The sequence below is a fragment of the Pseudoalteromonas sp. JC3 genome, assembly GCF_030291895.1.
Taxonomy (GTDB): Bacteria; Pseudomonadota; Gammaproteobacteria; order Enterobacterales; family Alteromonadaceae; genus Pseudoalteromonas.
Map to the genome: position 1 here is coordinate 219,412 of NZ_CP127855.1, position 23,315 is coordinate 242,726.

Below are 23,315 nucleotides of genomic sequence, written 5' to 3' on the forward strand. Positions count from 1 at the left end.
AGTCAGGATTGACCTTGAGTTTAGTAAACTCATACCAATTGTAATAGTTTGAGCATAAAAATCGTGAGGAGAAGGATATGACACTACATGTTTTGGTGACCGGTGCTAATCGTGGGATTGGATTAGAGTTTTGTAAACAATACTTATCTCTAGGCTGCAAAGTAACTGCGGTTGTTCGCAAAGCATCGGCAGAACTAGAATCTCTAGGCGTGGATATCATTGAAGATATAGATGTTGCGACGGAAAATGGCGCGAAAAAGCTATTGGCGGCATTGGGCTCGGAGAAAATAGACATTCTTATTAATAACGCTGGAGTATTTCACAATGAAACGCTAGCGGAAATGGATTTTGAAAATATCGACCACCAATTTAACGTTAATGCGCTAGGACCAATTCGAGTCACTCATGCACTGCTCGATAACCTCAAAGCCGGTAGTAAAGTTGCCATGATCACAAGTCGTATGGGTTCGATTGCAGATAATGGTTCTGGTGGTTACATTGGTTATAGAATGTCGAAAGCAGCATTAAACGCGGCGAGTGTGAGTATGGCTCACGAGCTGAAAAACCAAGATATCGCTGTTGGACTATTCCATCCTGGCTTTGTACAAACGCAGATGGTGGGATTTGCAGGTGATATTGGTCCAGATGTTGCCGCGGAACGTTTAATTAAGAGAATTGAACACCTAACTATCGAAAACAGTGGTGGTTTTTGGCACTCTAATGGAGACACGCTCCCTTGGTAATCAAGCAGGGCGCATCGTCGCCCCCTTTTCAGCCATCAGCCATCTAACTGTGCTAATATAAAGCAAATACTCAGATGGTAACCTTTGATGGAATTACAACAAGATACCCCATTATCACTGCCGCTTTTTTTGTTAGACGATAACATCGAGAATCGTGATATCGACTCTCCAGATGCTGAAGTATCAGTGATGTTGAGTGAGAACCTCCTTGCTCATTTGTGCCAAAACCCAAAAGAAGATGAGAATATGAGCTTGCATATTGATGACTATGCGCTCAACAACATTAGTACGACAGTGACTGAGTTGATAGGTGCGGAACATCAGTTGCAATTGCTCATTAATCGCGGGCCTATTCTCAGTGCTGTGCTGAGCACCAGTAGCGATGCATTATTTGTCTCGCCTCCAGTAGAAATGATGCCGACTTTTGATCTTGGGCTGGATGACGACGAGGGCGAGTAAATGTCTAAACGTGCACTGTTTTGTGCGGTGGTTGTCGCCGTGCTTTCTGGCTGTGTGGCTTTGGGTGTGTCTAAATATGATGATATGTTTGGACCAGAGCAACCCCAAGCACGAATCGAACAATATCACCAAGGCGGTGCACGTTACTTACAAAGCGTGAAGCCCATTTTGGAGTCGCGTTGTGTGGTTTGCCATGGTTGTTATGACGCACCTTGTCAGCTTAAACTGTCATCTCCAGAAGGAATAGATAGGGGATTGTCAAAGGAATTAGTGTATGACGGCACGCGGTTGTTAGCACAAACACCAACCCGGCTGTTATTCGATGCCCAAACCACGACACAGTGGCGTGAGCGTGGTTTTACCCCAGTGCTGAATGAGCGCAATCAATCTGAATACAGCAACCTAGCTGGAAGTGTGCTTTACAATAGCTTGCTGTTAAAAATGTCTCATCGTTTTCCTGAGCAAGGTATTTTGGGTAAAGAGTTTGATTTCTCTTTAGATCGAACGCAGTCTTGCCCAACCATGGATGAATTTTCTACCCTTGCGAAACAACAGCCTCATGCGGGGATGCCCTACGGCTTACCAGCGCTCACGCATGATGAATTCAAAACCTTGGAAGCATGGCTGCAAAGTGGCAGTAAAATGAGCCAGATTGCAAAGCCAAGTGTTGCAGCACAAAAAGAAGTGAAAAAGTGGGAACAATTTTTTAATCAGGACTCCAATAAACACCGCCTTGCCGCGCGTTATATTTTTGAGCATTGGTATTTAGCCCATATCCACTTCCCTCATCTGGATGACCCCGCGTTTTTTCAATTGGTACGCTCAAGCACGCCGCCGGGCCAGCCAATCGCACTGGTGAGTTCGGTGCGTCCGTTTGACGATCCTAAGATCGATAGAGTGTATTATCGATTGATGCAAGTGCGCAGTACCATTTTGTCAAAAACTCACATGCCACTGGCATTGAACGACGCTAAGCTATCACGGTTACATCGGCAATTTTATGTAGCGGATTATCACGTGGATGAACTGCCAGGTTATGAGCCAGAGCTTGCTGCAAACCCATTTAAGGTATTCAAAGATATTCCGGTCAATTCTCGTTATCAATTTATGCTGGATGAGGCCGAGTTAATTGTAAAAGGCTTTATCAAAGGCCCTGTATGTCGAGGTCAAATAGCGCTTAACGTCATTAACGACCATTTTTGGGTGGCGTTTGTTGATCCTGAAAAAAATAGCAATGAAGCGGTGAACCAGCTGCTGCTTAAACATGATGAAGATTTGGTGCTACCTGCGGCTGAGCAAAGTAATGCGTTACCGCTTTCCAGTTGGGCGAAATACGCCACTAAGCAGCAGGATTACTTACGTGCCAAAACAGAGCTTGCAGATAAGATGTTTGCCGATGGGCAGCGTCTCAATATGGACTTGATTTGGCGTGGAGAGGGGGAAAACCCGAATGCAGCATTAACTATCTTCCGTCATTTTGATAGCGCAACGGTGGTTAAAGGTTTTATCGGCCAGCCTCCCAAAACAGCTTGGGTATTAGACTATGCCTTGTTCGAGCGCATTCACTACTTGCTGGTGGCAGGTTTTGACGTGTATGGCAACATTGGTCATCAGTTGATCACACGCTTATATATGGACTTTTTGAGGCTTGAAGGTGAGCAAAACTTTTTAAATTTACTGCCACTTAGTCATCGACAGGAAATTAAACGCTATTGGTATCGTAAGTCACACTTGAGCTTAAGTGAGTTTATCAATCGTAAATCACTAATCGGTGCGCCAACGGGGATAAAATACGAAACGGACGATCCAAAGCAAGAGTTGTATGACAAACTACATGCTGTGCTTAAGCCGATTCTAAATAGGGATTATGACTATCAAGCCGTCGGCAAGCCACTGCAGGCACTCAATAGCATGTCCGTTAGGGCGATTAATTTGCTTCCTCAGGTCTCGTTTATTATTACTAAGCAAAGTGACGGTTCACATCAAGCGTTCTCGCTATTACACCATAATGCCCACTACAACATCTCCAGTTTGTTAAATGAAGAAGGGCAAAGAGCGTATACAGAAGACACGGCGACGATTGTGCCAGGCTTTATCGGAGATTACCCAGAGGCAATTTGGTATTTAGAAAGCGAGGCAGCACAAGAGGACTTCGTCTCATCATTTAGTCAAATGAATAGTGAGTCTGATTACCGAGCGCTACGAGCGCAATATGGGATCCGCAGGACTCACCCAGAGTTTTGGCGTTACAGTGATTTAATTCACGATATTGCCAAACAAACACGTGGCGTTGAATATGGTTTATTTGACTATAACCGGCTAGAAAACCGCTAAAAAATGGAGTCTTCGGACTCCATTTTTTATGTGCTTTTCCTATAGTTGACTAGCTGCTTTGACCGCAGCTAGTAGCACGCTTTCATCCAATCTCACTTTGTAATTTGGGTTTGCGTATTGAAATTGGATCAAGCCCTTCTTATCGACTACAAATACCGCCGGCACCGGCAAGGCAACTTTATCGTTCCCCTCAAAATCAACAAAATTTACGCCCAACTTGTTGCGATAAGCAAGGGCTGTTTTATCATCTAGGAAATAGGCGAGACCTAACGCTTGGCTCATACGCATTTCGCTATCAGACAACAGTTGGTAGTGAGGGGATTCAATTGTACTTTTTGCCAGCGCCTCAGGTGAGTCTGGTGCGATAGCAATAATTTGTGCCCCCATTTTAACAAGCTGTGGTTCAATTTCTTGGATCCCCGCGAGCTGTCTTGAACAGTATGGACACCAGCCACCACGATAAACCACCAGTACGGTGATATTTTCTTTATAGCGTGTCGCGAGGTCGACAGTTTTACCTGACTTATCTTTGAGTTGTAATGCAGGGGCATCAATGCCTGGAAGGAGTGGACTTACTTGTTCAGGTGCTGCGGCGATATTAGTGATTTCAGCTGCGCTGACAAAGGCTGAACAAGCTAAAGCGAGCGATAAAATAAAATGACGCATAAAAAGTTCCTAGGGTTTCAAGTTGATATCGACTCAGAAGACCTAAGCGCTGGCGAAAATCTTTCACTTCGGTATGATATCGCTCGTAATTGATTTCCATGAAGAGAGAGCACAATGTCTGCAAACATCACTAAGCTTGTGGTTATGCTAGAAATGCAACATGCCATGAACACCAAAGTACACCAACAATGGTTTGAACAAGGGTTTGAATGGTACCGCGCAATTTGGGTTGAGTGTGCAGAAATGCTAGATCACTACGGCTGGAAATGGTGGAAAAAGCAAACGCCAGATACTGAGCAAGTGATTTTAGAGCTAGTGGATATTTTTCATTTTGGCTTGTCTTTACGTATCGATGGCGAAACGTCATTTGAGCAACTAGCGATTCAATTAGAGGCTGAATTGGCAAAGCCAACTACCGCAGAAGACTTCAAGGAAACCCTTGAATTACTTGCAAGCGCGGCTGTGACCAAACGTGAGTTTGATGCCCATGCGTTTGCGGGTTGTATGCAGCAAATCGGGATGTCTATTGATGACCTATACCGTGGATATGTCGGTAAAAACACGCTTAACTTCTTCCGCCAAGATCATGGCTATAAAGATGGCTCTTACATCAAGGTATGGAATGGCCAAGAAGATAACGAACACTTAGTCGAAGTGGTGAAAAGTCTAGATACAGCGCACCCAGACTTTAAAACACACGTGTACGACGGCTTAAAAGCTCGCTACCCAGCTTAATCTATAATAGGTAGCAAGGTATGGTAATCGGAGACTGAGAGGTATTCAGTGATCTCTCGCTCTGGTTGCCGACTATCAGGATTAGCAACGGCAAGCAAATGGCCAATACCAAATTCTTTCGCAGCATTTAACACGCTAATGCTATCGTCCACAAATAAAGTGCGGGACTTATCAAAGCCCAAATCACGCTCTACCTGTTGCCACAACATCTGACTTTCTTTACTTACGCCATATTCATGGGTTGAAACCAATTTGTCGAGATACTTATCGAATTGGGTACGCTCAATTTTCAAACTTAGACTGTTTGGGTGAGCGTTGGTCAACAAGATAAGCTGTTTTCCACTCACTCTTAAGGCCTCTAAAAACGCTGGTACATCCTCACGAATTGAGATCAAGTGTTGTACTTCACGTTTAAGCTCCATAATAGGGAGCTGTAGTTGCTCTTGCCAATAATCTAGGCAATACCATTCTATCTGGCCCATTACTGCGTCATAACGCGCGAGGATGTCGGCCCTTGCAGCCTCAAGGGTTAAGCCTTGACGTTTTGCGTGTGCCTTAGGCACAACGTCGAGAAAAAAGTGATTATCAAAATGGAGGTCGAGTAATGTGCCATCCATATCTAACAAAACGGTATCGATATTTGACCAATTTAGCATAGGCATTTAACTTCAAAGGCTTTATGATTAGGTTATTCGCCATGATAGCAAATAATGATCTATGTCACATAAAAAGCATCCCACACCACCAGAAATTTTAGCTTGCGACGTCGTGGCTAAAAGCAAATTATTCACGGTAGAAGCACTTTCGTTATCTTTTTCGAATGGCGAGCAACGAGAATACGAAAGAGTCCGTGGCGGTGGCCGTGGCGCAGTAATGATCGTGCCCATAACGGCTGATAATGAGCTATTATTAGTGAGAGAATACTGTGCAGGAACACATGACTATCAACTCGGCTTTCCCAAAGGGCTAATTGACCCAGGCGAAACCCCGGTGGAAGCGGGTAATCGAGAGCTAAAAGAAGAAGTAGGTTTTGGTGCAAATGCTTTCTCTGAACTCAAAGTAGTGTCACTGGCACCGAGTTACTTTAATGCCAAAATGCATATTTTGGTCGCTAGTGAACTTTACCCTGAACAGCTTGAAGGTGATGAGCCAGAGCCATTGGTAGTAGTGAAGTGGCCGCTAGATAAATTATATGACCTGTTACAGCAAGAGGACTTTACCGAAGCAAGAAGTGTCGCGGCACTACTGTTATTAAAAGCACATTTGAATCTGGAGGCGTAAATTGCAGTCCTATTTAGAGCCTTGCATCGCACTGGCAAAACGTGCCGGTGAAGCCATTATGGCAATTTATCAAGCCGATGATATTGGTAAAAAAGAAAAGTCTGACCACACTCCTGTCACTGCAGCTGATTTGGCATCTAATGAGATCTTAATGGCGGGTCTTGCTGAAATAGCACCTGACATTCCGGTAATGTCTGAAGAAACACCAATTCCACCATTGAGTGAGCGACAAGATTGGCAGCGCTACTGGTTACTCGATCCTATGGATGGCACTGGGGAATTTATTCTTGAAAGCGGTGACTTTGCCGTCAATATTGCGTTAATCGAAAATAATCATCCTGTGTTAGGCGTCATTTACTGGCCATCTCAAGGGCTGACATATTACGCGAGCAAAGATGAAGGTGCGTTTAAACGCAGTGACTCAGGCGAAAGTAAACGTATTTTCGTCTCGCCACGAGAAACGCTGACATTGGCAGTAAGTCGCAGACAAAAGCTTGAAGCGGTTAGTCAGTACTTAAATAGTCAGTTCGACACTGTGGCACTTGGGTCATGTTCATTAAAAGCCTGCATTATCGCAGAAGGTAAGGCGGATTGTTTTTTACGAGTAGGGCCAACGGGAGAGTGGGATACTGGCGCGTCACAAATCATCGTCGAAGAAGCCGGAGGTTGTATTACCGATGCTGAGTTTAACCCGCTGACCTACAATCGACGAGAAACTACCGAAAACCCAGACTTTATTGTTATGGGGCATCCCGATTGGCAATGGCAAAAGTTGATCAGTCCACATCATCGAACGATAGAATAAATAACGGTTTAAGTTGAAGGTTGTGGGATTTTTGCGCACTTGAATTGTTTTAAGCATTAAATCCCTTGCAATAAAATTTTAATCCATTATTATAGCGGCCTCTTGAAAGGGAAGTCCTTTTTAAGAGTTTACAGGCGCGGGATGGAGCAGAATGATAAATCATTCGTCGAGCTCGCTAAACCTGAAAAGAATCGAAGGTCGTCGGTCTCCGACGAAGAATAGATTCACAAAAATATACAGGCGCGGGATGGAGCAGCCTGGTAGCTCGTCGGGCTCATAACCCGAAGGTCGTCGGTTCAAATCCGGCTCCCGCAACCAACATCAGTTGGATGTATAGAGTCTCAAGTACAAGACTTAAAATTAAGTACAAATACAGGCGCGGGATGGAGCAGAATGATAAATCATTCGTCGGACTCGCTAAACCTGGAAAGAATCGAAGGTCGTCGGTACCCGACGAAGAGTAGGTTCACAAATATATACAGGCGCGGGATGGAGCAGCCTGGTAGCTCGTCGGGCTCATAACCCGAAGGTCGTCGGTTCAAATCCGGCTCCCGCAACCAACATCAGTTGGATGTATAAAGTCTCAAGTACAAGACTTAAAATTAAGTACAAATACAGGCGCGGGATGGAGCAGAATGATAAATCATTCGTCGGACTCGCTAAACCTGGAAAGAATCGAAGGTCGTCGGTACCCGACGAAGAGTAGGTTCACAAATATATACAGGCGCGGGATGGAGCAGCCTGGTAGCTCGTCGGGCTCATAACCCGAAGGTCGTCGGTTCAAATCCGGCTCCCGCAACCAATTTTTAATTGGACTGCACACTCTAAAGAACTACTCCAAAACTCGTCGGTTCACTCTTCATAAATTAATGGCTCCCGCAACCAACTCTTAATTGGACTGCACACTCTAAAGAACTACTCCAAAACTCGTCGGTTCACTCTTCATAAATTAATGGCTCCCGCAACCAACTCTTAATTGGACTGTACACTCTAAAGAACTACTCCAAAAGTCGTCGGTTCACTCTTCATAAATTAATGGCTCTCGCAACCAATTCTTAATTGGGCTGTAAAATCTAAAGAACTAGTACAAAAGTCGTCGGTTCACTCTTCATAAATTAATGGCTCCCGCAACCAATTTTTAATTGGACTGCAAACTCTAAAGAACTAGTACAAAAGTCGTCGGTTCACTCTTCATAAATTAATGGCTCCCGTAACCAATTTTTAATTGGACTGTAAAATCTAAAGAACTCCTCCGAAATTCGTCGGTTTACTCTTCATAAATTAATGGCTCCCGCAACCAATTTTTAATTGGACTGCAAACTCTAAAGAACTAGTACAAAAGTCGTCGGTTCACTCTTCATAAATTAATGGCTCCCGCAACCAATTTTTAATTGGACTGTAAAATCTAAAGAACTCCTCCGAAATTCGTCGGTTCACTCTTCATAAATTAATGGCTCCCGCAACCAATTTTTAATTGGACTGTAAAATCTAAAGAACTAGTACAAAAGTCGTCGGTTCACTCTTCATAAATTAATGGCTCTCGCAACCAATTCTTAATTGGGCTGCAAACTCTAAAGAACTAGTACAAAAGTCGTCGGTTCACTCTTCATAAATTAATGGTTCCCGCAACCAACTCTTAATTGGACTGCACACTCTAAAGAACTACTCCAAAACTCGTCGGTTCACTCTTCATAAATTAACGACTCCCGCAACCAATTTTTAATTGGACTGCACACTCTAAAGAACTAGTACAAAAGTCGTCGGTTCACTCTTCATAAATTAATGGCTCCCGCAATCAGCCTTTTTAGTTCAGTTACCTAAAACCCTCTCAATGGACAGTCAGTTTTCTTCGCTATATACAGAGAAATAAATCATCCACTTTTTATTATTCAAAGCCTGAGTGTTGCTGTTGTTTGATGCATTTCTTAAATTGGAATTAATCTTAATACTTACACTGTGAGCAACAACCTATACGCGGGTTATGGAAACCCGCTGTTAAAAAGTGAATAGATTTAGCAAAGGCAGGTGAATCCGATTTGACAGCTAGCAAGATCGGAGTGATTGCAACAAGCTGAGATGTCTTGGCGAGATGCACATTTCATCGTGTCCTGACATCCGTAAACTCTCGTATAATCACCTCCGGCTACTTGAGGAGTTGCTTCCTGAGGTAGTTTGTTATCTTGAGTGAGTTTTTTTAGCTGCTTTTTTTGGAGCTTTATTTTCATTTTCAATATCCTTTTTATAGATTTATTAAGTTTGTTATCACGAAACCGATAGCGTGATCTGTTTAAAAATAATACAAAGAAGTGTTGTTGTAAAACAAATAATGAAATGTAATTATTTTGTTTTCTTTTGAATGGGTGAAGATTATTTGTCTATAAATCTTTATATGGTCTAGGCTTTTACTATCTCTTGTTTGAGGTGTATGAAGATGGATTTACATAGTATTCGAGTCAAAAGTTCGTTGCCTACGGCTATGTTGACGATCGTGTTGCTATTTGTGTTTTTTGGTTTTTCGGTGTTGCTCAATAAAGTGCAATCGGCACTTGAGATCCAAACTGAAAACTATTTAAAAGCCGTGTCAGTGGTACTCAATGCGGATAGAGACTTTTATCAAGCTCAAGAAGCCTACCTCAAATTATTAGCTGGTGAAGATAAGCGGGCGGATTTTGAAGAAAACGCCGAGCAGGTGAAACAGCGCTATCAAAAGTATCTTCAGTTTATGTCACTCCACCAGAGTGAGCTGGGTAGTTTTGCAACTTTTGACGCGGACTTTCAAAGTTGGTATCGCGTGACGGTGGCGAGTATTAAAACCCCGACAGATAAAGCGCTTCAAACTGAGTCGGCTAAGTTATTTGGTGCAGTTCGTGATGTGCTTGATAAAGCCGGTGAATTAGCCGATGGAAAATCTGCTGCAAGTCGCGCGTTAGTCGTTGCTGAGGTTACTCAGATAAAGTGGGGTCTTGGTGTTGGTGCCTTGCTCCTACTTGGTATTGCTTGTTGGATTGCTTATCGAATCCCTCGTCAGCTAGCAAAGCAGATAAACTTTGTGTCAGATAGGATCTCTGAAATCGCCTCTGGAGACGGAGACTTAACTGGTCGCATTGAAATCAAAGGAAATGATGAGTTTGCAAAGCTATCGCTAAACTTTAATCATTTTCTCGAGAGTTTACAGGCGATGGTTACAGCACTTGTGAAAGATGGTGGCGAGCTGTCGAGTTTGTCGTCAAAACTCAGTCATTATGCCACACAGTGCCATGACTTAATCGACTCGCTTGGTAAGTCATCACATACCATTGTTAGCGCGGTGAATCAGCTTAGTCACTCAAGTCAAGAAGTCTCGTCGGTGGCAGAAAACTCATTGAAAGAAGCTGAAGCTTCACATCGCTACGCAGCACAAGGTAAAACGGTGTTGGCTGATTCAAAACAAAAAATCACTCATCTTGCTGATAATATGGAAGCGGCACTCTCCAGTTCGTTAGCTTTACAAAAAAACTCTGAAAACATTACGCAAGTGCTTGATGTTATTCGCGGGATCGCTGAGCAAACCAATTTATTAGCGCTCAACGCGGCAATAGAAGCGGCAAGAGCAGGCGAACAAGGTCGTGGATTTGCAGTGGTAGCTGACGAGGTTAGGTCACTGGCCACTCGAACACAAGACAGCACTAATGATATTCAGAAGATGTTGGAAGCATTCTCCCATAGCGTAGAGGACTCACAAAAGACCATTGAAGATGGTAAGCAGTATGTTGATGTTGCAGTAGAAAGTTTTACGAAGGCAACGGAGCTATTGGAGTTAATTGCACAAAGTGCGGTGAAAGTGACTGAGCTTTCAGAGCAAACCGCTCATGCGACTCAGCAGCAAAATGCAGTATCTACTGAGATTAGCAGTAATTTAACTGATTTAAATGACAAAACATTGGACGGCGAGCGGTTGTCTGGAGAAACGCACCAAATTTCGGATGATGTGCTGCGAGTCACCAGTAAATTGGTGAATGAATTATCTCAGTTTAAAGTCTAAGGTCTTGTAAGGTATGCCGTGCGGCACACCTTATAAATCAGTGGTTTGAACAGTTATTTAACCTGAGGTTATTTAGCGAACTTCTTTGCGTAAGCCTCAGCTTGTTTCCACACGCGCAGGGTATTGCCACCTAAAATCTTTTTGATATCAGCGTCGCTGTAACCTCTATCCAAGAGACCTTGCACAAGATTTGGATACGTTGACACGTCTTTCAGGCCAACCGGTAGTGAGTCACCCACACCATCGTAATCTGAACCAATCCCTACGTGATCTATCCCTATCAACTTAACGACGTGGTCAATGTGATCTAGCACTTGATCAAGTGTGGCAAATGGAAACGGATTTTTTGCTCTAAACGCCGCTCTAAAATCGGTGCGATCTTTGTCTTTGGCTTCTTTTTGTGCTTCGTCACGCTTGTCATACCAAGCTCCAGCTTTTGCCGTCACAAAGCTCGAGCCAAAGTTAATTTGGATCACGCCGCCATTTTTTGCCAAGGCTTTGAGCATTTTGTCATCCATATTGCGCTCGAATCCTGGGGTGTATTTGCGCAGGGATGAATGTGAAGCAACGACCGGCACTTTTGAAATGTCCATAACCTGATAAAAGGCGTCATCGGAAATATGTGATACATCAATGAGCATACCAATTTTGTTCATTTCAACCACAAGCTCTTTACCAAATGGGCTTAAGCCTTTCCATTTGCGGCGTACATCATAAGAAGAGTCAGAAATATGGTTGCTTTGTGAGTGTGCTAAGGTGATATAGCGTACGCCACGGTCATAAAAATGCTTAAGGTTTTTCATCTCACCTTCAATGGGCGAGCCATTCTCCATGCCCATCGCGATAGACATAATACCACTGTCAAATTGCGCATAAATGTCGTCGGTATTGTAAGCCATTGCAAATTTATCTGGTGCGCGATGTGCTAAGGCTTCCATACCGTCAATCAGTTGATTGGCGAGTTGATAGCTTTTACCTTTACCTTCAAATTCTAAATTAGCAGGAATATAAATAGACATAAATGGCGCATTAAGACCGCCTTTTACCGCGCGAGGGTAATCAAAATCACCGCCTTCGGTTGCTTGGCTAACATCATCCCATTTACTTTGGATGCGATATGGAACGTCGATGTGTGTATCAATTAGGATGTTATCGTGAGCGAGTTTAACTGCGCGCTCAGAGGCTTTGTATTCAGTTGCATAAGCGCTAGAAACAGCCAGCGCTAGGGCGCAAAGAGCAGTGCCGAGCTTCATAAAATTGCCTTTCCTTTATAGTTATAGAAATTTGATTGTAACAACTCCTGTCACTTCGACAACTGTTTACGATTAGCGCTAAATACAAAGAAAGCTGAAGGTTTTTTAATACTCGTAATCTTCCTGTGCTTGCATTGCTTGAAATTGTTGTTTGCTAACAATATTCACAGATTCATGTAATTCTGAGAAAACGATCAGCGCTTCTCCGGATTTTAGCTGTGCTTTCACTTGCGCGACTTTGCTCTCGGTGCTGACCTCGGTATCGCCATAGTCTGTTCCTTCTCGCAGCACATAGTGCTCAATAAGATTGTCTAGCGTCTCTTGCGGAAGTTGTTGATAGGGAATGAGCATACTACTTAGCCTTACTATAAATTTGCTGTAAATATTGTGGAATAACGCTTTCTAGCCAAAACCTAGGTTTAAGGGGGTTACTTCCCGAAATAAACCCTACGTGACCACCGTGGGGACTCACTGCGAGCGTCACCGGTGAGTTAACCTGAGCGGCTGTAGGCACGGCTTGTGATGATAGCATGGGGTCATCTTCGGCGTGGATCAGGAGTGTTGGTGTCGTGATCTGGGTTAAGTAGGGCTGCGAACTTGCTTGTGCGTAATAGTCTTCCGCGCCGTTAAAACCATGCAGCGGTGCCGTTATCTTATCGTCAAATTGCCAAAGGTCATCAATGGCATAAAGGGCAGGCTTGTCTATCCTAATTTGCGACTGGATGGTGTCTAGCTTACGTGAAAAAGATTTCTTCATCCTGTCTAGCAAGTATTTTTGATAGAGCTTAAAACAGCTCTTTCTGATCACCTGACAAGAGGAAGAAAGGTGATAAGGCGCTGAGACGACAACACCAGCTTCAAGACCGCTTTGCGATTTGGTTTCTCCCAAGTATTTGGCAAGTACATTACCGCCGAGCGAGAAGCCAACCGCAAATAATGGCCGTTTAGGAAAACGGGCTTTTAGCGTGTCTATAAAAAAGCCAAGATCTGAGGTTTCGCCGCTATGATAAGCCCTAGCTTGGCGATTCACTTCACGTGAGCAGTTGCGAAAGTGCATCAGTACGGCATCAAAACCATGGTGTACCAACGCTTTTAATAGGCCTTTTGCATAAAAGCTGTTGATATTGCCTTCTAGCCCATGTAATACCACAACCAAAGGTGCCGATTTATCGCCGTGTTTTGCCCATGCAAGTTCTAAAAAGTCATCGTCTGGTGTGTCTAGTGTTTCATAGTCGACGGGCACCTGTAATCTAGGCCTAAAGAATCGCGGAAGTATGGTTTGGGCGTGGCGGTTGCGCATCCACCAAGCGGGCTTAAATTCGTAATTATCGGCTGTTATTGTTTTCATGGCTTGATTCATAATAGAAACTGCGTCTTTTTGACGGTTGCTCGCAAAGCAAAGAAAGGAAGCTATCCAGTTGCAAAACACGTTTTAGCCAGTTTAACGTATTATCAGTTGAGGGTTAAGCAAATAAAAAGCACCCGACCAGTAAACTGATAAGGTGCTTTGTGCGTCGTGCTTAATTCTGCAAGTTGGGGAACTACGTCGAGCCGATCTTCTACTACTTATTCTTCAATCGTCCCAAGGTAATACATTTAAATCTGTTCTATTGTTCGTTAGGTACTTCAGCGTCCATGACTTTTCTAATAAAAAAATAGACGTAATAACAGCACAGCAAAATTACAATCCCTAAAAAGCCAAAAGACAGAAACAACACAGGGTCGGAAAAAAAGTCTCTAAAGAATACGTTCATGGCTGTGCCTCCTAATTTGTCGATGAGTAAATAGTAGTGGAGGTCTGAGGGGCTTGATATGATCAAGATCAAGTTTCAATCCTGAGTGAAATTAAACCTAGGCAAAGGCTTGATCTCGATCAGGTTTTATATCTAAGTTGGGTAATATCAGGGCTTATATTGATTTAATGGCTTAGAAGTCAGCCGTATTGAATAAAGCGTCGTACTCACTCTGGCTCAAATAGAGCAGCACATTGCTACTTGATTGCAATGGCGCAAACGAAAAGCGTTTTAATGTCTCCAGCAATAGCGCTTGTTGACGCTTTTCAAGTTCAAGCTCTGCAGTCAGCATTGCAGCTCGTAACTTTTGATAGTCTTGGTAGTCTTGATGATGTGTTTTTAGGGTATGGCGGATCGCGCGTTGGGGTTGTAGCACCGCTTGGTCAAATTGCTTAGCAGTCTTTACCAGTGCGGTTAGGGTGTCGGGGGTAATCGTCAGTGCTAAAGTGTCTAGGTAACAAAGTAACAGGCACAGGTTGATATTTTTGCCTGCAGCATCTTGCAAATTCAGCAGCCGCGATTGCATTTGCGGGCGGCTGTAGAACTCACAGGCAAACTGCCAAAAGTCTTCACGACTTAGCATATCTCTCCAGTCTCATCGAAATGATTTTGCTTTTCTTCTAACTCTTCCAATGCCATTAATAAGTTTTCTTCTGTGTCATTAAGCTCTGGGGTTATCTTGGCTTGTTTTGCCAGTAAGTCACTTAATTTTGCTTTGTTCTCGTCCGTGTATAGGCTGTTGTCAGCCAAAGCTTGCTCAATTTCCTCTGCTTGCTCAGTGAGCTTGTCGAGCTGTTTCTCGAGCTTTTCAATCGACTTTTTCAACGGCTGAATGGTTTTTCTGAATTCGGCTTCAAGACGCTTTTGCTCTTTACGATTGGCATTAGAGTTTTGCTTTGGTTCAGCCTCTGAGCCACTTGGTTTCGCTTGCTCTTTATTGGCATTCATAAGCCATTGGTAATAGGCATCTAAGTCATAGCCGAACTGAGAAACGGTTCCATTATCAACTAAATAGTACTCGTCAGCGGTATTTTTCAGCATGTGGCGATCGTGGGAAACCGTGACCATTGCACCCTCAAAACCTTGCAAGGCCATCACAAGTGCGTGTCGCATTTCTAAATCTAGGTGGTTGGTCGGCTCATCGAGTAACAGCAGGTTCGGCTTTTGATACACCAGCATCGCAAGTACGAGTCGTGCTTTTTCGCCACCAGAAAACGGCGCAACGGGTTCGAGGGCCTTATCACCATGAAAAGCAAAACCGCCCAAGAAATCACGAATAAGCTGCTCTGGGACTTTAGGGTCTAGACGTTGAATATGGGTAACCGCACTGGCCTCAAGATCGAGAGACTCAAGCTGATGCTGAGCAAAATAGCCTACATTTAATCCTTGGTGTTGAAACACTTCACCAGCTTGTGGGGTTAAATCGCCGGCAAGTAACTTGATTAGGGTCGATTTACCAGCACCGTTACGGCCAAGTAACGCAATACGGCTACCTGGGACCAGATTAAGCTTGATGTCATGCAAAATGGTAACGTCACCATAGCCCGCTTTGGCTTGCTCTAGTGTCATCAATGGATTAGGCAAGCTCGTTGGATCTGCAAATTCAAAATTAAATGGTGAATCTGCATGAGCGGGCGCGAGCATTTCCATGCGTTCAAGGGCCTTCACTCGACTTTGCGCTTGTTTTGCTTTACTCGCTTTCGCTTTAAAGCGGGTAATAAACTTCTCTAAATGTGCAATCGTTTCTTGTTGCTTCTCGTAAAGCGCTTGGTGCTGTGCCATGCGCTCTGCTTTTTGACGTTCAAACTGAGAATAGTGACCTTTATAGACGTTGATCTGCTGTTGGTCGATATGCCAAATCTCGCCAACAACTGCATCTAAAAATTCGCGGTCGTGAGAAATAAGCACTAATGTACCCTGATAGGCGCGCAAAAAGCGTTCTAGCCAATAAACAGCGTCCAAGTCCAAGTGGTTGGTTGGCTCATCCAGAAGCAATAAATCGGCATCGCGGATCAGCGCTTGCGCAAGGTTCAAGCGCATGCGCCAACCACCAGAAAAGTCGCTAACGGCAAACTCAATCTGTTCATTGCTAAAGCCAAGGCCATGGAGTAGTTCACCCGCTTTGGCTTCAATACTATACCCTTTGATATTCTCTAGCTGTTGGTGTGCTTGTGCTTGTAGTTCACCATCACCGTCCCGCTCCGCTTGTTGTAGTTGCGTTCTCAAAACATAGTATTCAGGGTGTCCCTGAAGTACATACTCGAGGGCGCTAATGGAGAGTGCAGGAGTTTCTTGTTTTACCGATGCAATAGACCAATCTTTTGGAATAGAAAAATCACCAGAATCGAGTTGCAGCTCACCTTTTAGCAGCGCAAAGAGAGATGATTTACCACAGCCATTGGCACCGACAAGGCCCGCCTTATGTTGCGGATAAAGCGTTGCATTAGCTTGTTTTAGCAGTGTTTTACTGCCACGAAGTAGCTCGATATCAGAAAGTTGGATCATAATTCTAAAAGTCTGTCTAAATTGCGCGCATCATAGCATGGATCCAATCCCTTACTCCAAGCGTATCATGACAAATAAAATTAGGATAAAATGACAAACCTTAAACTCGGTGTTCATTAGAGGTGTAGAGTTGAAAGTTAAGAAGCGTTTTATTGCAGGGGCAAGTTGTCCAGAATGCCAAAAAATCGACGTAATGATGCTCTACAAAGAGCATGATGTTGAAAAAGTTGAATGTGTTGAGTGTGGCCACGTAATGTCACAGCCGAAAGACGCGGTACAGGCTTCCACACGCCAGTTTGAGCAAGTCATTGGGGTGTTCAAACCGGAGTGAGTGTTCACCCCGGTTTTCAATTTATTTGTTAGTAGTGCGGTGGTGGTGGCTCTTGATGTTGAGGCATTAAACCCGGATCGCGGCCTTCCTTCATTTTCTCTGCCAATAGCTCAATTTGTCGTTGCATTTTAGCCAAGCGCTGCTGATGTGCCTTTAGCTCTTCATTTAAGGTTTCGATTGTATCTTCTTGAAAGGCAAGCTTAGCCTCAAGCTCAGTAATTCTGTTTTCGATTTCATTCATGGCTTTTTCACCTGCGCAAATTTTTCCAGTAGTCCGCTGGAACTTTCGGTTAGCAATGCAGTGTCTTGGTCTTGAAAAGCAACGTCAAATACAACCGCAGACTTAGGGCGGCTGCCTTCTCGAGGTTGTACACGCCAAGTTTGCAATCGTTCGCCATCACTCACTTGCCATAAAATAAGCTCGCGGTTAGGTGAGCCGGTAGCCAAGAGCGTTGCGTCTTGATTAAAGCGCACTGCACTGAAAATTTTCTGGCGAGCAATATACTGTAATTGCGCTTTGAGATCACCAGAAGTTAATTGCCAAATGCTCGCTTTTTTCATGCTATCTGCGGTAAAAGCAAATCTTCCTTGGTCATCTAATGCAACTTTGGTCACACGACTTGGGTGGTTAAAGCGGTGGATCACTTGCCCCGTTCTAGTATCCCAAAAGTAGGCGGTATAGTCGTTGCCTCCGGTTAAGGCAAAGTGACCATTGGGAGACATGGCAATAGAATTGATATTTTCTTGATGTCCAAGGAACTCTATCCGCCTTCCACTCTCTAAGTCGAGGTGAACGACAACGTTATCACTGCGGGCATAGAGTAAATATCGGCCCGCATTGCTAATTGCGATATCTCGAATAGTGCCAGACTCGATCTCAAAATATCCTAGGTTTTGACCGCTTTCGATGCTCCAGATGGCGAAAGTCTTATCAGTGGCAGTGACGGCCGTGGAGTTGTCATTAGCTAAAGCCAGTGAGTGAATGAGATCATCGGGGACATCGGAGTGACGCCATTGAAATTTGAGGCCTTGCTCTTGATTATCCCAAAGTACGGCCCCATGCTCTATGGAAGAAACAAGGCTGTAGTGACCGTCCGTAGAGATTGCTGCAGAAAATGCGCCTCTGCTGGCATGTTCCACGGTCATAACGGCTTTTGAAGTGTCAGGGCCACAGCCGGTTAAGGTGAAGCAACTTAGCATCGCGCATGCAAAGAGGAGGCTTGTCCACTTAATGTTGACGAGTTTGACCATAAGTTAGGTAAATCCTCCTTAACTCCGAAGTCTATCACAGGTAGACTAAAGGCACTAAAAACAAGATATTATTTTGATATTAGCGTATTAAAAGCGTAATGTCGTTACGCGATAATGGCAAGCAAATGCATATTGGCATTCTGATTAGAGAATGTTAATGTGGCTAGCACCTTTTCTTATTAATATAAAATTAACAATGGCACCGCATATCAAGCTCTCTTGCGCGAGCATTGGTGTTTTGATAGTAGGGACTGTCGGAGAGTTGAGAATGAAACAGACGATTAAACTGTCACTCGTTGCTGCTTCAGTGTTAGCACTAGTAGCGTGTAATAAAAAAGCAGAAGAGCAGAAGCCTGCTGAAGTTAAGCTAGATACAGAAGTGCAACAGCAAGCATACGGTATCGGTGCTTCAGTTGGTAACTTTTTGCAAAAAGACTTAGCGGATAAAAAAGAGCTAGGCATTGAACTTGATCAAGAGTTATTAATGCGTGGTTTTAAAGATGCACTGGCTGGTGAAGCTAAGCTGGATGAAGCAAAAATTCGTGAAGTACTCACTTCACTAGATTCTTCTGTTCGTGAAAAGCAAGCTGCTAAGGTTGAAGCTGACGCGAAGAAGAATAAAGAGGAAGGTGATAAGTACCTAGCTGAAAACGCGAAGAAAGAAGGCGTTCAGGTGACTGAGTCAGGTCTTCAATATGAAGTGCTAAGCGAAGGCGACGGTAAAAAGCCAGTCGCAACAGACAAGGTGACAGTACATTATAAAGGTACGTTGCTAGATGGTTCTGAGTTCGATAGTTCCTACGCACGTAATGAACCTGCTACTTTCAACCTAAATCAAGTAATTGCAGGTTGGACTGAAGGTCTACAGTTAATGAACACTGGCGCTAAGTATAAGTTTACTATTCCTGCGGAGCTTGCATACGGCACTCGTAACCTTGGTAAAATTCCAGCTAACTCAACACTGGTATTTGAAGTTGAACTGCTAGGTATCGAAGACGAAGCTGAAGAAGCTGCTGAATAATTTGGCAGTGTCCGTAAAGAAAAAGGTGAGATAGCTATCTCACCTTTTTTTATATTTTGGTGCCCGCAAATTTAGACTATTCAGTGTGATTAGAATAAAGGTTATCGATCAGTTCGTCTTCCAATTGGAAGCGTAACTCAAGCGTTTCACCTAATACAGACAAGTCGTTATCGAAGTCTGCTAATTCTTGCGTTTCTTGATTTACTTCAGCGTATTTGTCGTTGAAATCAAGTGCGGTATCAGTCGTATCTGTGATCCGAGGGTACAGTGACTGAGCTAATTTTGCGCTTTCAGGGCCTTTTTCTTGGCAGGCCTCAACAATGTTGTCATAAATTTCAAAATGACCAGCTGAAAGATAGTCCATCAAAATCTGGCAGAATGACTGAATGTCAACTTGCTCAGGAAGTGCTTTACCATTTCGAGTTGGTGAGCATCCTGCAACTTTATAATATAAAACCAATAGTTCCTGACGCTCTGCTAACCATGCATCAATAACACTATGGCTACCTCCCCATTTCTGTTGGGCTTGTTCTAACTGCGAAAGCATAGTGATTCTCCTTAAGCGGGTTACCTACCTCTATGGAAAGGGAAACGGGGCAAAAGGTCAACCAATTTTTTCTGTAAAAGCGTAAAAAGATCAAAAGATTATTGGTTTGATTATCGGGAATGTTAACAAATTCAGGAGGATAAAAATAAAAAAACCACCGAGAGAAACTCAAGGTGGTTCAAAATAGCAGTTTAGCTTGTTGCGTAATGTTGTTATTTTTTTAATTGAAGGTGTTTTGTTGTTATTTTTCTAACGCGGTAATTTTATACCAACCTTTTAATCGTGTTGCAAACAGTTTAATTGCTTGTTTCGGTAACTTTTACACAAGCTTATGAATTTGTTCCTAATAAAGTGAGGTTTAATCTAGATCATGACGAGGCGCTGGCAAGGATAGTTTAGATAGTGCCCATGTGCACTTAGTGATACAATCCGCACAATTGAATTTAAGTATTGGAATAGAGACGCTATGAGCGAATTAAAAAACGATCGTTATTTACGAGCGCTATTAAAACAACCAGTTGACGTCACACCAGTATGGATGATGCGCCAAGCTGGTCGTTATCTACCAGAGTATCGTGCCACCAGAGCACAAGCTGGTGACTTTATGAGCCTTTGTAAAAATGCAGAGCTGGCATGTGAAGTGACATTACAGCCGCTTCGTCGTTATCCACTAGATGCGGCGATTCTGTTTAGCGATATTTTGACTATTCCAGATGCAATGGGACTTGGACTTTACTTTGAAACCGGTGAAGGTCCAAAGTTTGAGCGTCCTATCCAATCGTTAGACGATGTTAAAAAGCTACCTAAATTGGATCCAACCGATGAGCTTGGTTATGTAATGAATGCGGTGAGCACAATTCGTCGTGAGCTTAAAGGTGAAGTACCACTTATTGGTTTCTCAGGCTCACCATGGACACTAGCGACTTACATGATTGAAGGCGGTAGCAGCAAAACATTCGGTAAGATTAAAAAGATGGCGTTTGCGGAGCCGCAGACACTACACCTACTGCTAGATAAAGTGGCTGATTCGGTTATCGACTACCTAAATGCGCAAGTAAAAGCGGGTGCTCAGTCGCTAATGATCTTCGACTCTTGGGGTGGAGTATTAAGCCCGCGTGACTACAAAGAGTTTTCACTACAATATATGCATAAAATTGTAGACGGTCTTATTCGTGAAAATGACGGTCGTAAAGTACCTGTGACATTATTCACGAAGAACGGCGGTCAATGGATTGAAGCGATTGCAGCCACTGGATGTGATGCAGTTGGCCTTGACTGGACGATTGATATTGCCGATGCAAAACGTCGTGTAGGCGATAAAGTTGCACTACAAGGTAATATGGATCCTTCAATGCTACACGGTACCCATGAGCGTATTCGTGAAGAAGTTCAGCATATATTAGCTGGCTTTGGCGAAGGTAATGGTCATGTGTTTAACTTAGGCCATGGTATTACGCCTGATGTTGACCCTGAAAATGCAGGTGTTTTCATCAACGCGGTTCACGAATTTAGCCGTCAATATCACAAGTAATTTAAGTTTGAACTTAAACTTAAAATGGAGAAGAGCGCTCACAGAAGCGCTCTTTTTGTTTTTGAAATGTATTATTCAAACAAAGCGTCGATGGTGCCTTGAGCAAGCGGGTGGTATCCCGGACGTGCTTGTTGGTAAACACGGTAAGCCCAGTCACGTTTGCCATGCTTAATGAGAGACTTGTATAAATTCACAATAAGCTTGCGACGACCAATACTTACTAGATGCTTTTCAAGGTCTGGGTAAATAGCTTGGTAGCCGTTACCTACTGCTAGCATATACCAAGCAAATGCGCGTTCAGCGTTGGTCGATTGCGTCAGCTTAAATGCCTTGTCCAATGCTTCCATACGCTCAATGGCGAGATCTCTTGGTAAGTTATTAATAAAGTGCAGCCATTCATGTACTGTCCAAGCGTCGGTCGGTAAATCTGCAAGTGTTTTCTCGTCTTTTAGCCAAGCTTGAGTTAGCGCATCCACTTTTTCAAAGGCATCAGAAGTTGGGTTCGGTGCGTCACTTGGCAAACCAGGCTCATAAATCCACTCTTTGGCTTTTTCTAAGCTCACAATACCAGGATATTGCTGTAGCAAGTTTTTGTCTAAGTACGCGACGAATTCATCAGTAGTCAGAGATTTAAAAGAGAAAGTGTTAAAGTAGGTTTTAACAAACTTGTCGAACTTGTCACGACCAAACTTTTCTTCTAGATAAATAAGGAATAATTGACCTTTAGTGTAAGGTACAGAGCTGAACGCATCGTCAGGATCGCGGCCATTAAGCTCTAAATTCATGCGTGTATCAGGAGCGGCGATAGTTTTAAGTTGTGCACGCAGCCCAGCAGCGTCAAGTGCTTGCTCCATCACCGCGCGGTCACGACCAAACACTTCTTCCATAATACGGTTTTCAACGTAAGAGGTGAAACCCTCATTTAGCCACAGATCTTCCCATGTTGCGTTGGTCACTAAGTTGCCAGACCAAGAGTGAGCAAGCTCATGGGCGATTAGGTTTACTAAACTTTTGTCACCGGCAACTACGGTTGGCGTGATAAATGACAGGCGTGGATTTTCCATACCTCCAAACGGGAAGCTAGGCGGCAACATGAGCAGGTCGTATCTACCCCAAGCGTATTCACCATACATGGCATTGGTTTTGTCGATCATCGCTTGTGTATCGTTAAACTCTGCAACAGAGGCATCGAGGATTTGCGGTTCTGCAAAAATCGCAGTTTGGTGCGACATCTCTTTATATTCAAGGTTACCTGCACCAATTGCAATTAGGTACGGTGGGATAGCTTGCGGCATATCAAACCAATAATCGCCATCTTTGATCAATGCGCCGGTATTGTCCGCACTCATTACCGCACGCACATCTTTAGGCGTATGTACGCGAGCAGAGTAAGTCACACGCATTGCGGGCGTATCCTGCACAGGGATCCAACTACGAGCATGAATAGCTTGAGACTGGCTATACATAAATGGGTGAGATTTACTTGCGGTTTGCTGCGGTGTTAACCACTGTAGACCTGATGCTACTGGCAAGCTGTTGTAATAAATACGTGCTTTTTTTGCTTGCTCTTTAAAGTGAATAGTTAACTTAGCACCTTTCACATCATCGCGCTTGGCAAGATCAAACTTGGCGGTATGCCATTTATCATCTCTACCTTGATACATCACTTTGTCGATTTCGAGGTCACGCGTATCTAGTACCAGTGTTCTTGCTTGGCGGTTCTGCCAATCTAGCGTGTGTTCAACAAAACCTTCGAGCTGCTTATCTTCAAAGTCAACGTCTAGGTCTAAATGCAAGTGTGTGGTAATAACATCGTTAAGATTGGCGTAAGTGTGTTGGTCAACGGCTGCGTTTACATCAGCAGTGTGGACAAGGCCAGCCATGGCAAGGCTGAGCGTAAGTGCCGAAAGTTTAATCATAATGCTGCTCTTATAAAAAGAATATTCCCAATTAGAACGGCTAACATAACTAATTTCTAACCATTTAAACAGTATTAGCCGATGGGTTACATAAAATGATGGGTAAGATGACGTTAATGC

22 protein-coding genes and 3 tRNA genes are annotated in these 23,315 nt (G+C 43.7%); 13 read left to right on the forward strand and 12 right to left on the reverse strand.

Going from position 1 to position 23,315, the window contains the following annotated elements; genetic code table 11:
* Positions 1-77 precede the first annotated feature (77 nt).
* The 3 genes from QSH61_RS00845 (at position 78) to QSH61_RS00855 (ending at position 3,536) form a co-directional block, all read left to right on the forward strand.
* Positions 78-743 (forward strand): SDR family oxidoreductase, encoded by a 666-nt coding sequence (locus QSH61_RS00845; RefSeq protein ID WP_010607904.1) that lies wholly within the window; start codon positions 78-80, stop codon positions 741-743.
* Between the two features lie 87 nt (positions 744-830).
* Positions 831-1,202, forward strand: a complete 372-nt coding sequence (locus QSH61_RS00850; RefSeq protein WP_206472662.1) for a hypothetical protein — start codon at positions 831-833, stop codon at positions 1,200-1,202.
* Positions 1,203-3,536, forward strand: coding sequence for a fatty acid cis/trans isomerase (locus QSH61_RS00855; RefSeq protein ID WP_206472664.1), 2,334 nt, complete (start codon positions 1,203-1,205; stop codon positions 3,534-3,536).
* Between the two features lie 39 nt (positions 3,537-3,575).
* Here the strand turns inward: QSH61_RS00855 and QSH61_RS00860 are convergent, their stop codons facing one another.
* Complete coding sequence (locus QSH61_RS00860) at positions 3,576-4,202, reverse strand: peroxiredoxin-like family protein (protein WP_130163319.1); 627 nt, start codon at positions 4,200-4,202, stop codon at positions 3,576-3,578.
* 114 nt (positions 4,203-4,316) lie between these two features.
* Here QSH61_RS00860 and QSH61_RS00865 point away from each other — a divergent pair, with 114 nt between their 5' ends.
* Positions 4,317-4,937: a dUTP diphosphatase gene (locus QSH61_RS00865; protein WP_174170923.1), complete on the forward strand. Its 621-nt coding sequence runs from the start codon at positions 4,317-4,319 to the stop codon at positions 4,935-4,937.
* Here the strand turns inward: QSH61_RS00865 and yrfG are convergent.
* Entirely contained in the window at positions 4,934-5,593 is a 660-nt protein-coding gene (gene yrfG, locus QSH61_RS00870; RefSeq protein WP_174170922.1) for a GMP/IMP nucleotidase, read from the reverse strand. The genes QSH61_RS00865 and yrfG overlap by 4 nt on opposite strands.
* Before the next feature lie 61 nt (positions 5,594-5,654).
* On the opposite strand from yrfG, the gene nudE reads away from it, so the two are divergent.
* The 6 genes from nudE (at position 5,655) to QSH61_RS00900 (ending at position 11,044) form a co-directional block, all read left to right on the forward strand.
* Complete coding sequence (gene nudE / locus QSH61_RS00875; protein WP_010607909.1) at positions 5,655-6,218, forward strand: ADP compounds hydrolase NudE; 564 nt, start codon at positions 5,655-5,657, stop codon at positions 6,216-6,218.
* Position 6,219: 1 nt separating this feature from the next.
* On the forward strand, positions 6,220-7,023 hold the full coding sequence (cysQ, locus tag QSH61_RS00880; RefSeq protein ID WP_138580560.1) for a 3'(2'),5'-bisphosphate nucleotidase CysQ: 804 nt from the start codon (positions 6,220-6,222) through the stop codon (positions 7,021-7,023).
* A 241-nt stretch (positions 7,024-7,264) separates the two neighbouring features.
* Positions 7,265-7,341, forward strand: a tRNA-Met gene (locus tag QSH61_RS00885).
* 165 nt (positions 7,342-7,506) lie between these two features.
* Positions 7,507-7,583, forward strand: a tRNA-Met gene (locus QSH61_RS00890).
* A 165-nt stretch (positions 7,584-7,748) separates the two neighbouring features.
* Positions 7,749-7,825, forward strand: a tRNA-Met gene (locus QSH61_RS00895).
* Between the two features lie 1,629 nt (positions 7,826-9,454).
* Positions 9,455-11,044 (forward strand): methyl-accepting chemotaxis protein, encoded by a 1,590-nt coding sequence (locus tag QSH61_RS00900; protein ID WP_206471654.1) that lies wholly within the window; start codon positions 9,455-9,457, stop codon positions 11,042-11,044.
* Between the two features lie 68 nt (positions 11,045-11,112).
* Here QSH61_RS00900 and QSH61_RS00905 read toward each other — a convergent pair whose 3' ends face one another.
* The 6 genes from QSH61_RS00905 to QSH61_RS00930 form a co-directional block, all read right to left on the reverse strand.
* Entirely contained in the window at positions 11,113-12,297 is a 1,185-nt protein-coding gene (locus QSH61_RS00905; RefSeq protein ID WP_174170921.1) for a dipeptidase, read from the reverse strand.
* A gap of 105 nt (positions 12,298-12,402) precedes the next feature.
* On the reverse strand, positions 12,403-12,648 hold the full coding sequence (locus tag QSH61_RS00910; RefSeq protein ID WP_010607914.1) for a YheU family protein: 246 nt from the start codon (positions 12,646-12,648) through the stop codon (positions 12,403-12,405).
* Between the two features lies 1 nt (position 12,649).
* Positions 12,650-13,657 (reverse strand): hydrolase, encoded by a 1,008-nt coding sequence (locus tag QSH61_RS00915; RefSeq protein ID WP_010607915.1) that lies wholly within the window; start codon positions 13,655-13,657, stop codon positions 12,650-12,652.
* A 247-nt stretch (positions 13,658-13,904) separates the two neighbouring features.
* On the reverse strand, positions 13,905-14,051 hold the full coding sequence (locus tag QSH61_RS00920) for a hypothetical protein (RefSeq protein ID WP_206471655.1): 147 nt from the start codon (positions 14,049-14,051) through the stop codon (positions 13,905-13,907).
* Between the two features lie 172 nt (positions 14,052-14,223).
* Positions 14,224-14,673 (reverse strand): TIGR02444 family protein, encoded by a 450-nt coding sequence (locus tag QSH61_RS00925; protein WP_206471656.1) that lies wholly within the window; start codon positions 14,671-14,673, stop codon positions 14,224-14,226.
* Positions 14,667-16,595 (reverse strand): ATP-binding cassette domain-containing protein, encoded by a 1,929-nt coding sequence (locus QSH61_RS00930; protein ID WP_174170917.1) that lies wholly within the window; start codon positions 16,593-16,595, stop codon positions 14,667-14,669. Before QSH61_RS00930 ends, QSH61_RS00925 begins: the two co-directional genes overlap by 7 nt.
* 130 nt (positions 16,596-16,725) lie before the next feature.
* Here QSH61_RS00930 and QSH61_RS00935 point away from each other — a divergent pair, with 130 nt between their 5' ends.
* Positions 16,726-16,926 carry a YheV family putative zinc ribbon protein gene (locus QSH61_RS00935; RefSeq protein ID WP_010374531.1) on the forward strand — a complete coding sequence of 67 codons (201 nt, stop codon included), beginning with the start codon at positions 16,726-16,728 and terminating at the stop codon, positions 16,924-16,926.
* A gap of 28 nt (positions 16,927-16,954) precedes the next feature.
* Here QSH61_RS00935 and QSH61_RS00940 read toward each other — a convergent pair whose 3' ends face one another.
* Positions 16,955-17,167, reverse strand: a complete 213-nt coding sequence (locus QSH61_RS00940; protein WP_010374533.1) for a SlyX family protein — start codon at positions 17,165-17,167, stop codon at positions 16,955-16,957.
* Positions 17,164-18,177: a WD40 repeat domain-containing protein gene (locus tag QSH61_RS00945; protein ID WP_010607919.1), complete on the reverse strand. Its 1,014-nt coding sequence runs from the start codon at positions 18,175-18,177 to the stop codon at positions 17,164-17,166. Before QSH61_RS00945 ends, QSH61_RS00940 begins: the two co-directional genes overlap by 4 nt.
* A gap of 268 nt (positions 18,178-18,445) precedes the next feature.
* Here QSH61_RS00945 and fkpA point away from each other — a divergent pair, with 268 nt between their 5' ends.
* Positions 18,446-19,198: an FKBP-type peptidyl-prolyl cis-trans isomerase gene (fkpA, locus tag QSH61_RS00950; protein ID WP_026001096.1), complete on the forward strand. Its 753-nt coding sequence runs from the start codon at positions 18,446-18,448 to the stop codon at positions 19,196-19,198.
* Positions 19,199-19,274: 76 nt separating this feature from the next.
* Here fkpA and QSH61_RS00955 read toward each other — a convergent pair whose 3' ends face one another.
* On the reverse strand, positions 19,275-19,745 hold the full coding sequence (locus QSH61_RS00955; protein WP_010607921.1) for an Rsd/AlgQ family anti-sigma factor: 471 nt from the start codon (positions 19,743-19,745) through the stop codon (positions 19,275-19,277).
* A gap of 466 nt (positions 19,746-20,211) precedes the next feature.
* On the opposite strand from QSH61_RS00955, the gene hemE reads away from it, so the two are divergent.
* A complete protein-coding gene (hemE, locus tag QSH61_RS00960) occupies positions 20,212-21,276 on the forward strand; it encodes a uroporphyrinogen decarboxylase (protein WP_010374544.1) in 1,065 nt (354 codons plus the stop codon).
* Between the two features lie 71 nt (positions 21,277-21,347).
* On the opposite strand, the gene QSH61_RS00965 is transcribed toward hemE, so the two are convergent.
* On the reverse strand, positions 21,348-23,195 hold the full coding sequence (locus QSH61_RS00965) for a M1 family metallopeptidase (protein ID WP_211200865.1): 1,848 nt from the start codon (positions 23,193-23,195) through the stop codon (positions 21,348-21,350).
* Positions 23,196-23,315: the final 120 nt, after the last annotated feature.

Excerpts from the sequence above, each read along its gene's own strand:
- yrfG (WP_174170922.1), bottom strand. The coding sequence starts at position 5,593 with ATGCTAAATTGGTCAAATATCGATACCGTTTTGTTAGATATGGATGGC.
- QSH61_RS00965 (WP_211200865.1), bottom strand. The coding sequence starts at position 23,195 with ATGATTAAACTTTCGGCACTTACGCTCAGCCTTGCCATGGCTGGCCTT.
- QSH61_RS00910 (WP_010607914.1), bottom strand. The coding sequence starts at position 12,648 with ATGCTCATTCCCTATCAACAACTTCCGCAAGAGACGCTAGACAATCTT.
- QSH61_RS00945 (WP_010607919.1), bottom strand. The coding sequence starts at position 18,177 with ATGGTCAAACTCGTCAACATTAAGTGGACAAGCCTCCTCTTTGCATGC.
- QSH61_RS00925 (WP_206471656.1), bottom strand. The coding sequence starts at position 14,673 with ATGCTAAGTCGTGAAGACTTTTGGCAGTTTGCCTGTGAGTTCTACAGC.
- QSH61_RS00865 (WP_174170923.1), top strand. The coding sequence starts at position 4,317 with ATGTCTGCAAACATCACTAAGCTTGTGGTTATGCTAGAAATGCAACAT.
- hemE (WP_010374544.1), top strand. The coding sequence starts at position 20,212 with ATGAGCGAATTAAAAAACGATCGTTATTTACGAGCGCTATTAAAACAA.
- QSH61_RS00940 (WP_010374533.1), bottom strand. The coding sequence starts at position 17,167 with ATGAATGAAATCGAAAACAGAATTACTGAGCTTGAGGCTAAGCTTGCC.
- QSH61_RS00905 (WP_174170921.1), bottom strand. The coding sequence starts at position 12,297 with ATGAAGCTCGGCACTGCTCTTTGCGCCCTAGCGCTGGCTGTTTCTAGC.
- QSH61_RS00860 (WP_130163319.1), bottom strand. The coding sequence starts at position 4,202 with ATGCGTCATTTTATTTTATCGCTCGCTTTAGCTTGTTCAGCCTTTGTC.
- QSH61_RS00850 (WP_206472662.1), top strand. The coding sequence starts at position 831 with ATGGAATTACAACAAGATACCCCATTATCACTGCCGCTTTTTTTGTTA.
- QSH61_RS00955 (WP_010607921.1), bottom strand. The coding sequence starts at position 19,745 with ATGCTTTCGCAGTTAGAACAAGCCCAACAGAAATGGGGAGGTAGCCAT.
- QSH61_RS00900 (WP_206471654.1), top strand. The coding sequence starts at position 9,455 with ATGGATTTACATAGTATTCGAGTCAAAAGTTCGTTGCCTACGGCTATG.
- nudE (WP_010607909.1), top strand. The coding sequence starts at position 5,655 with ATGTCACATAAAAAGCATCCCACACCACCAGAAATTTTAGCTTGCGAC.
- QSH61_RS00920 (WP_206471655.1), bottom strand. The coding sequence starts at position 14,051 with ATGAACGTATTCTTTAGAGACTTTTTTTCCGACCCTGTGTTGTTTCTG.
- fkpA (WP_026001096.1), top strand. The coding sequence starts at position 18,446 with ATGAAACAGACGATTAAACTGTCACTCGTTGCTGCTTCAGTGTTAGCA.
- QSH61_RS00855 (WP_206472664.1), top strand. The coding sequence starts at position 1,203 with ATGTCTAAACGTGCACTGTTTTGTGCGGTGGTTGTCGCCGTGCTTTCT.
- QSH61_RS00915 (WP_010607915.1), bottom strand. The coding sequence starts at position 13,657 with ATGAATCAAGCCATGAAAACAATAACAGCCGATAATTACGAATTTAAG.
- QSH61_RS00930 (WP_174170917.1), bottom strand. The coding sequence starts at position 16,595 with ATGATCCAACTTTCTGATATCGAGCTACTTCGTGGCAGTAAAACACTG.
- QSH61_RS00845 (WP_010607904.1), top strand. The coding sequence starts at position 78 with ATGACACTACATGTTTTGGTGACCGGTGCTAATCGTGGGATTGGATTA.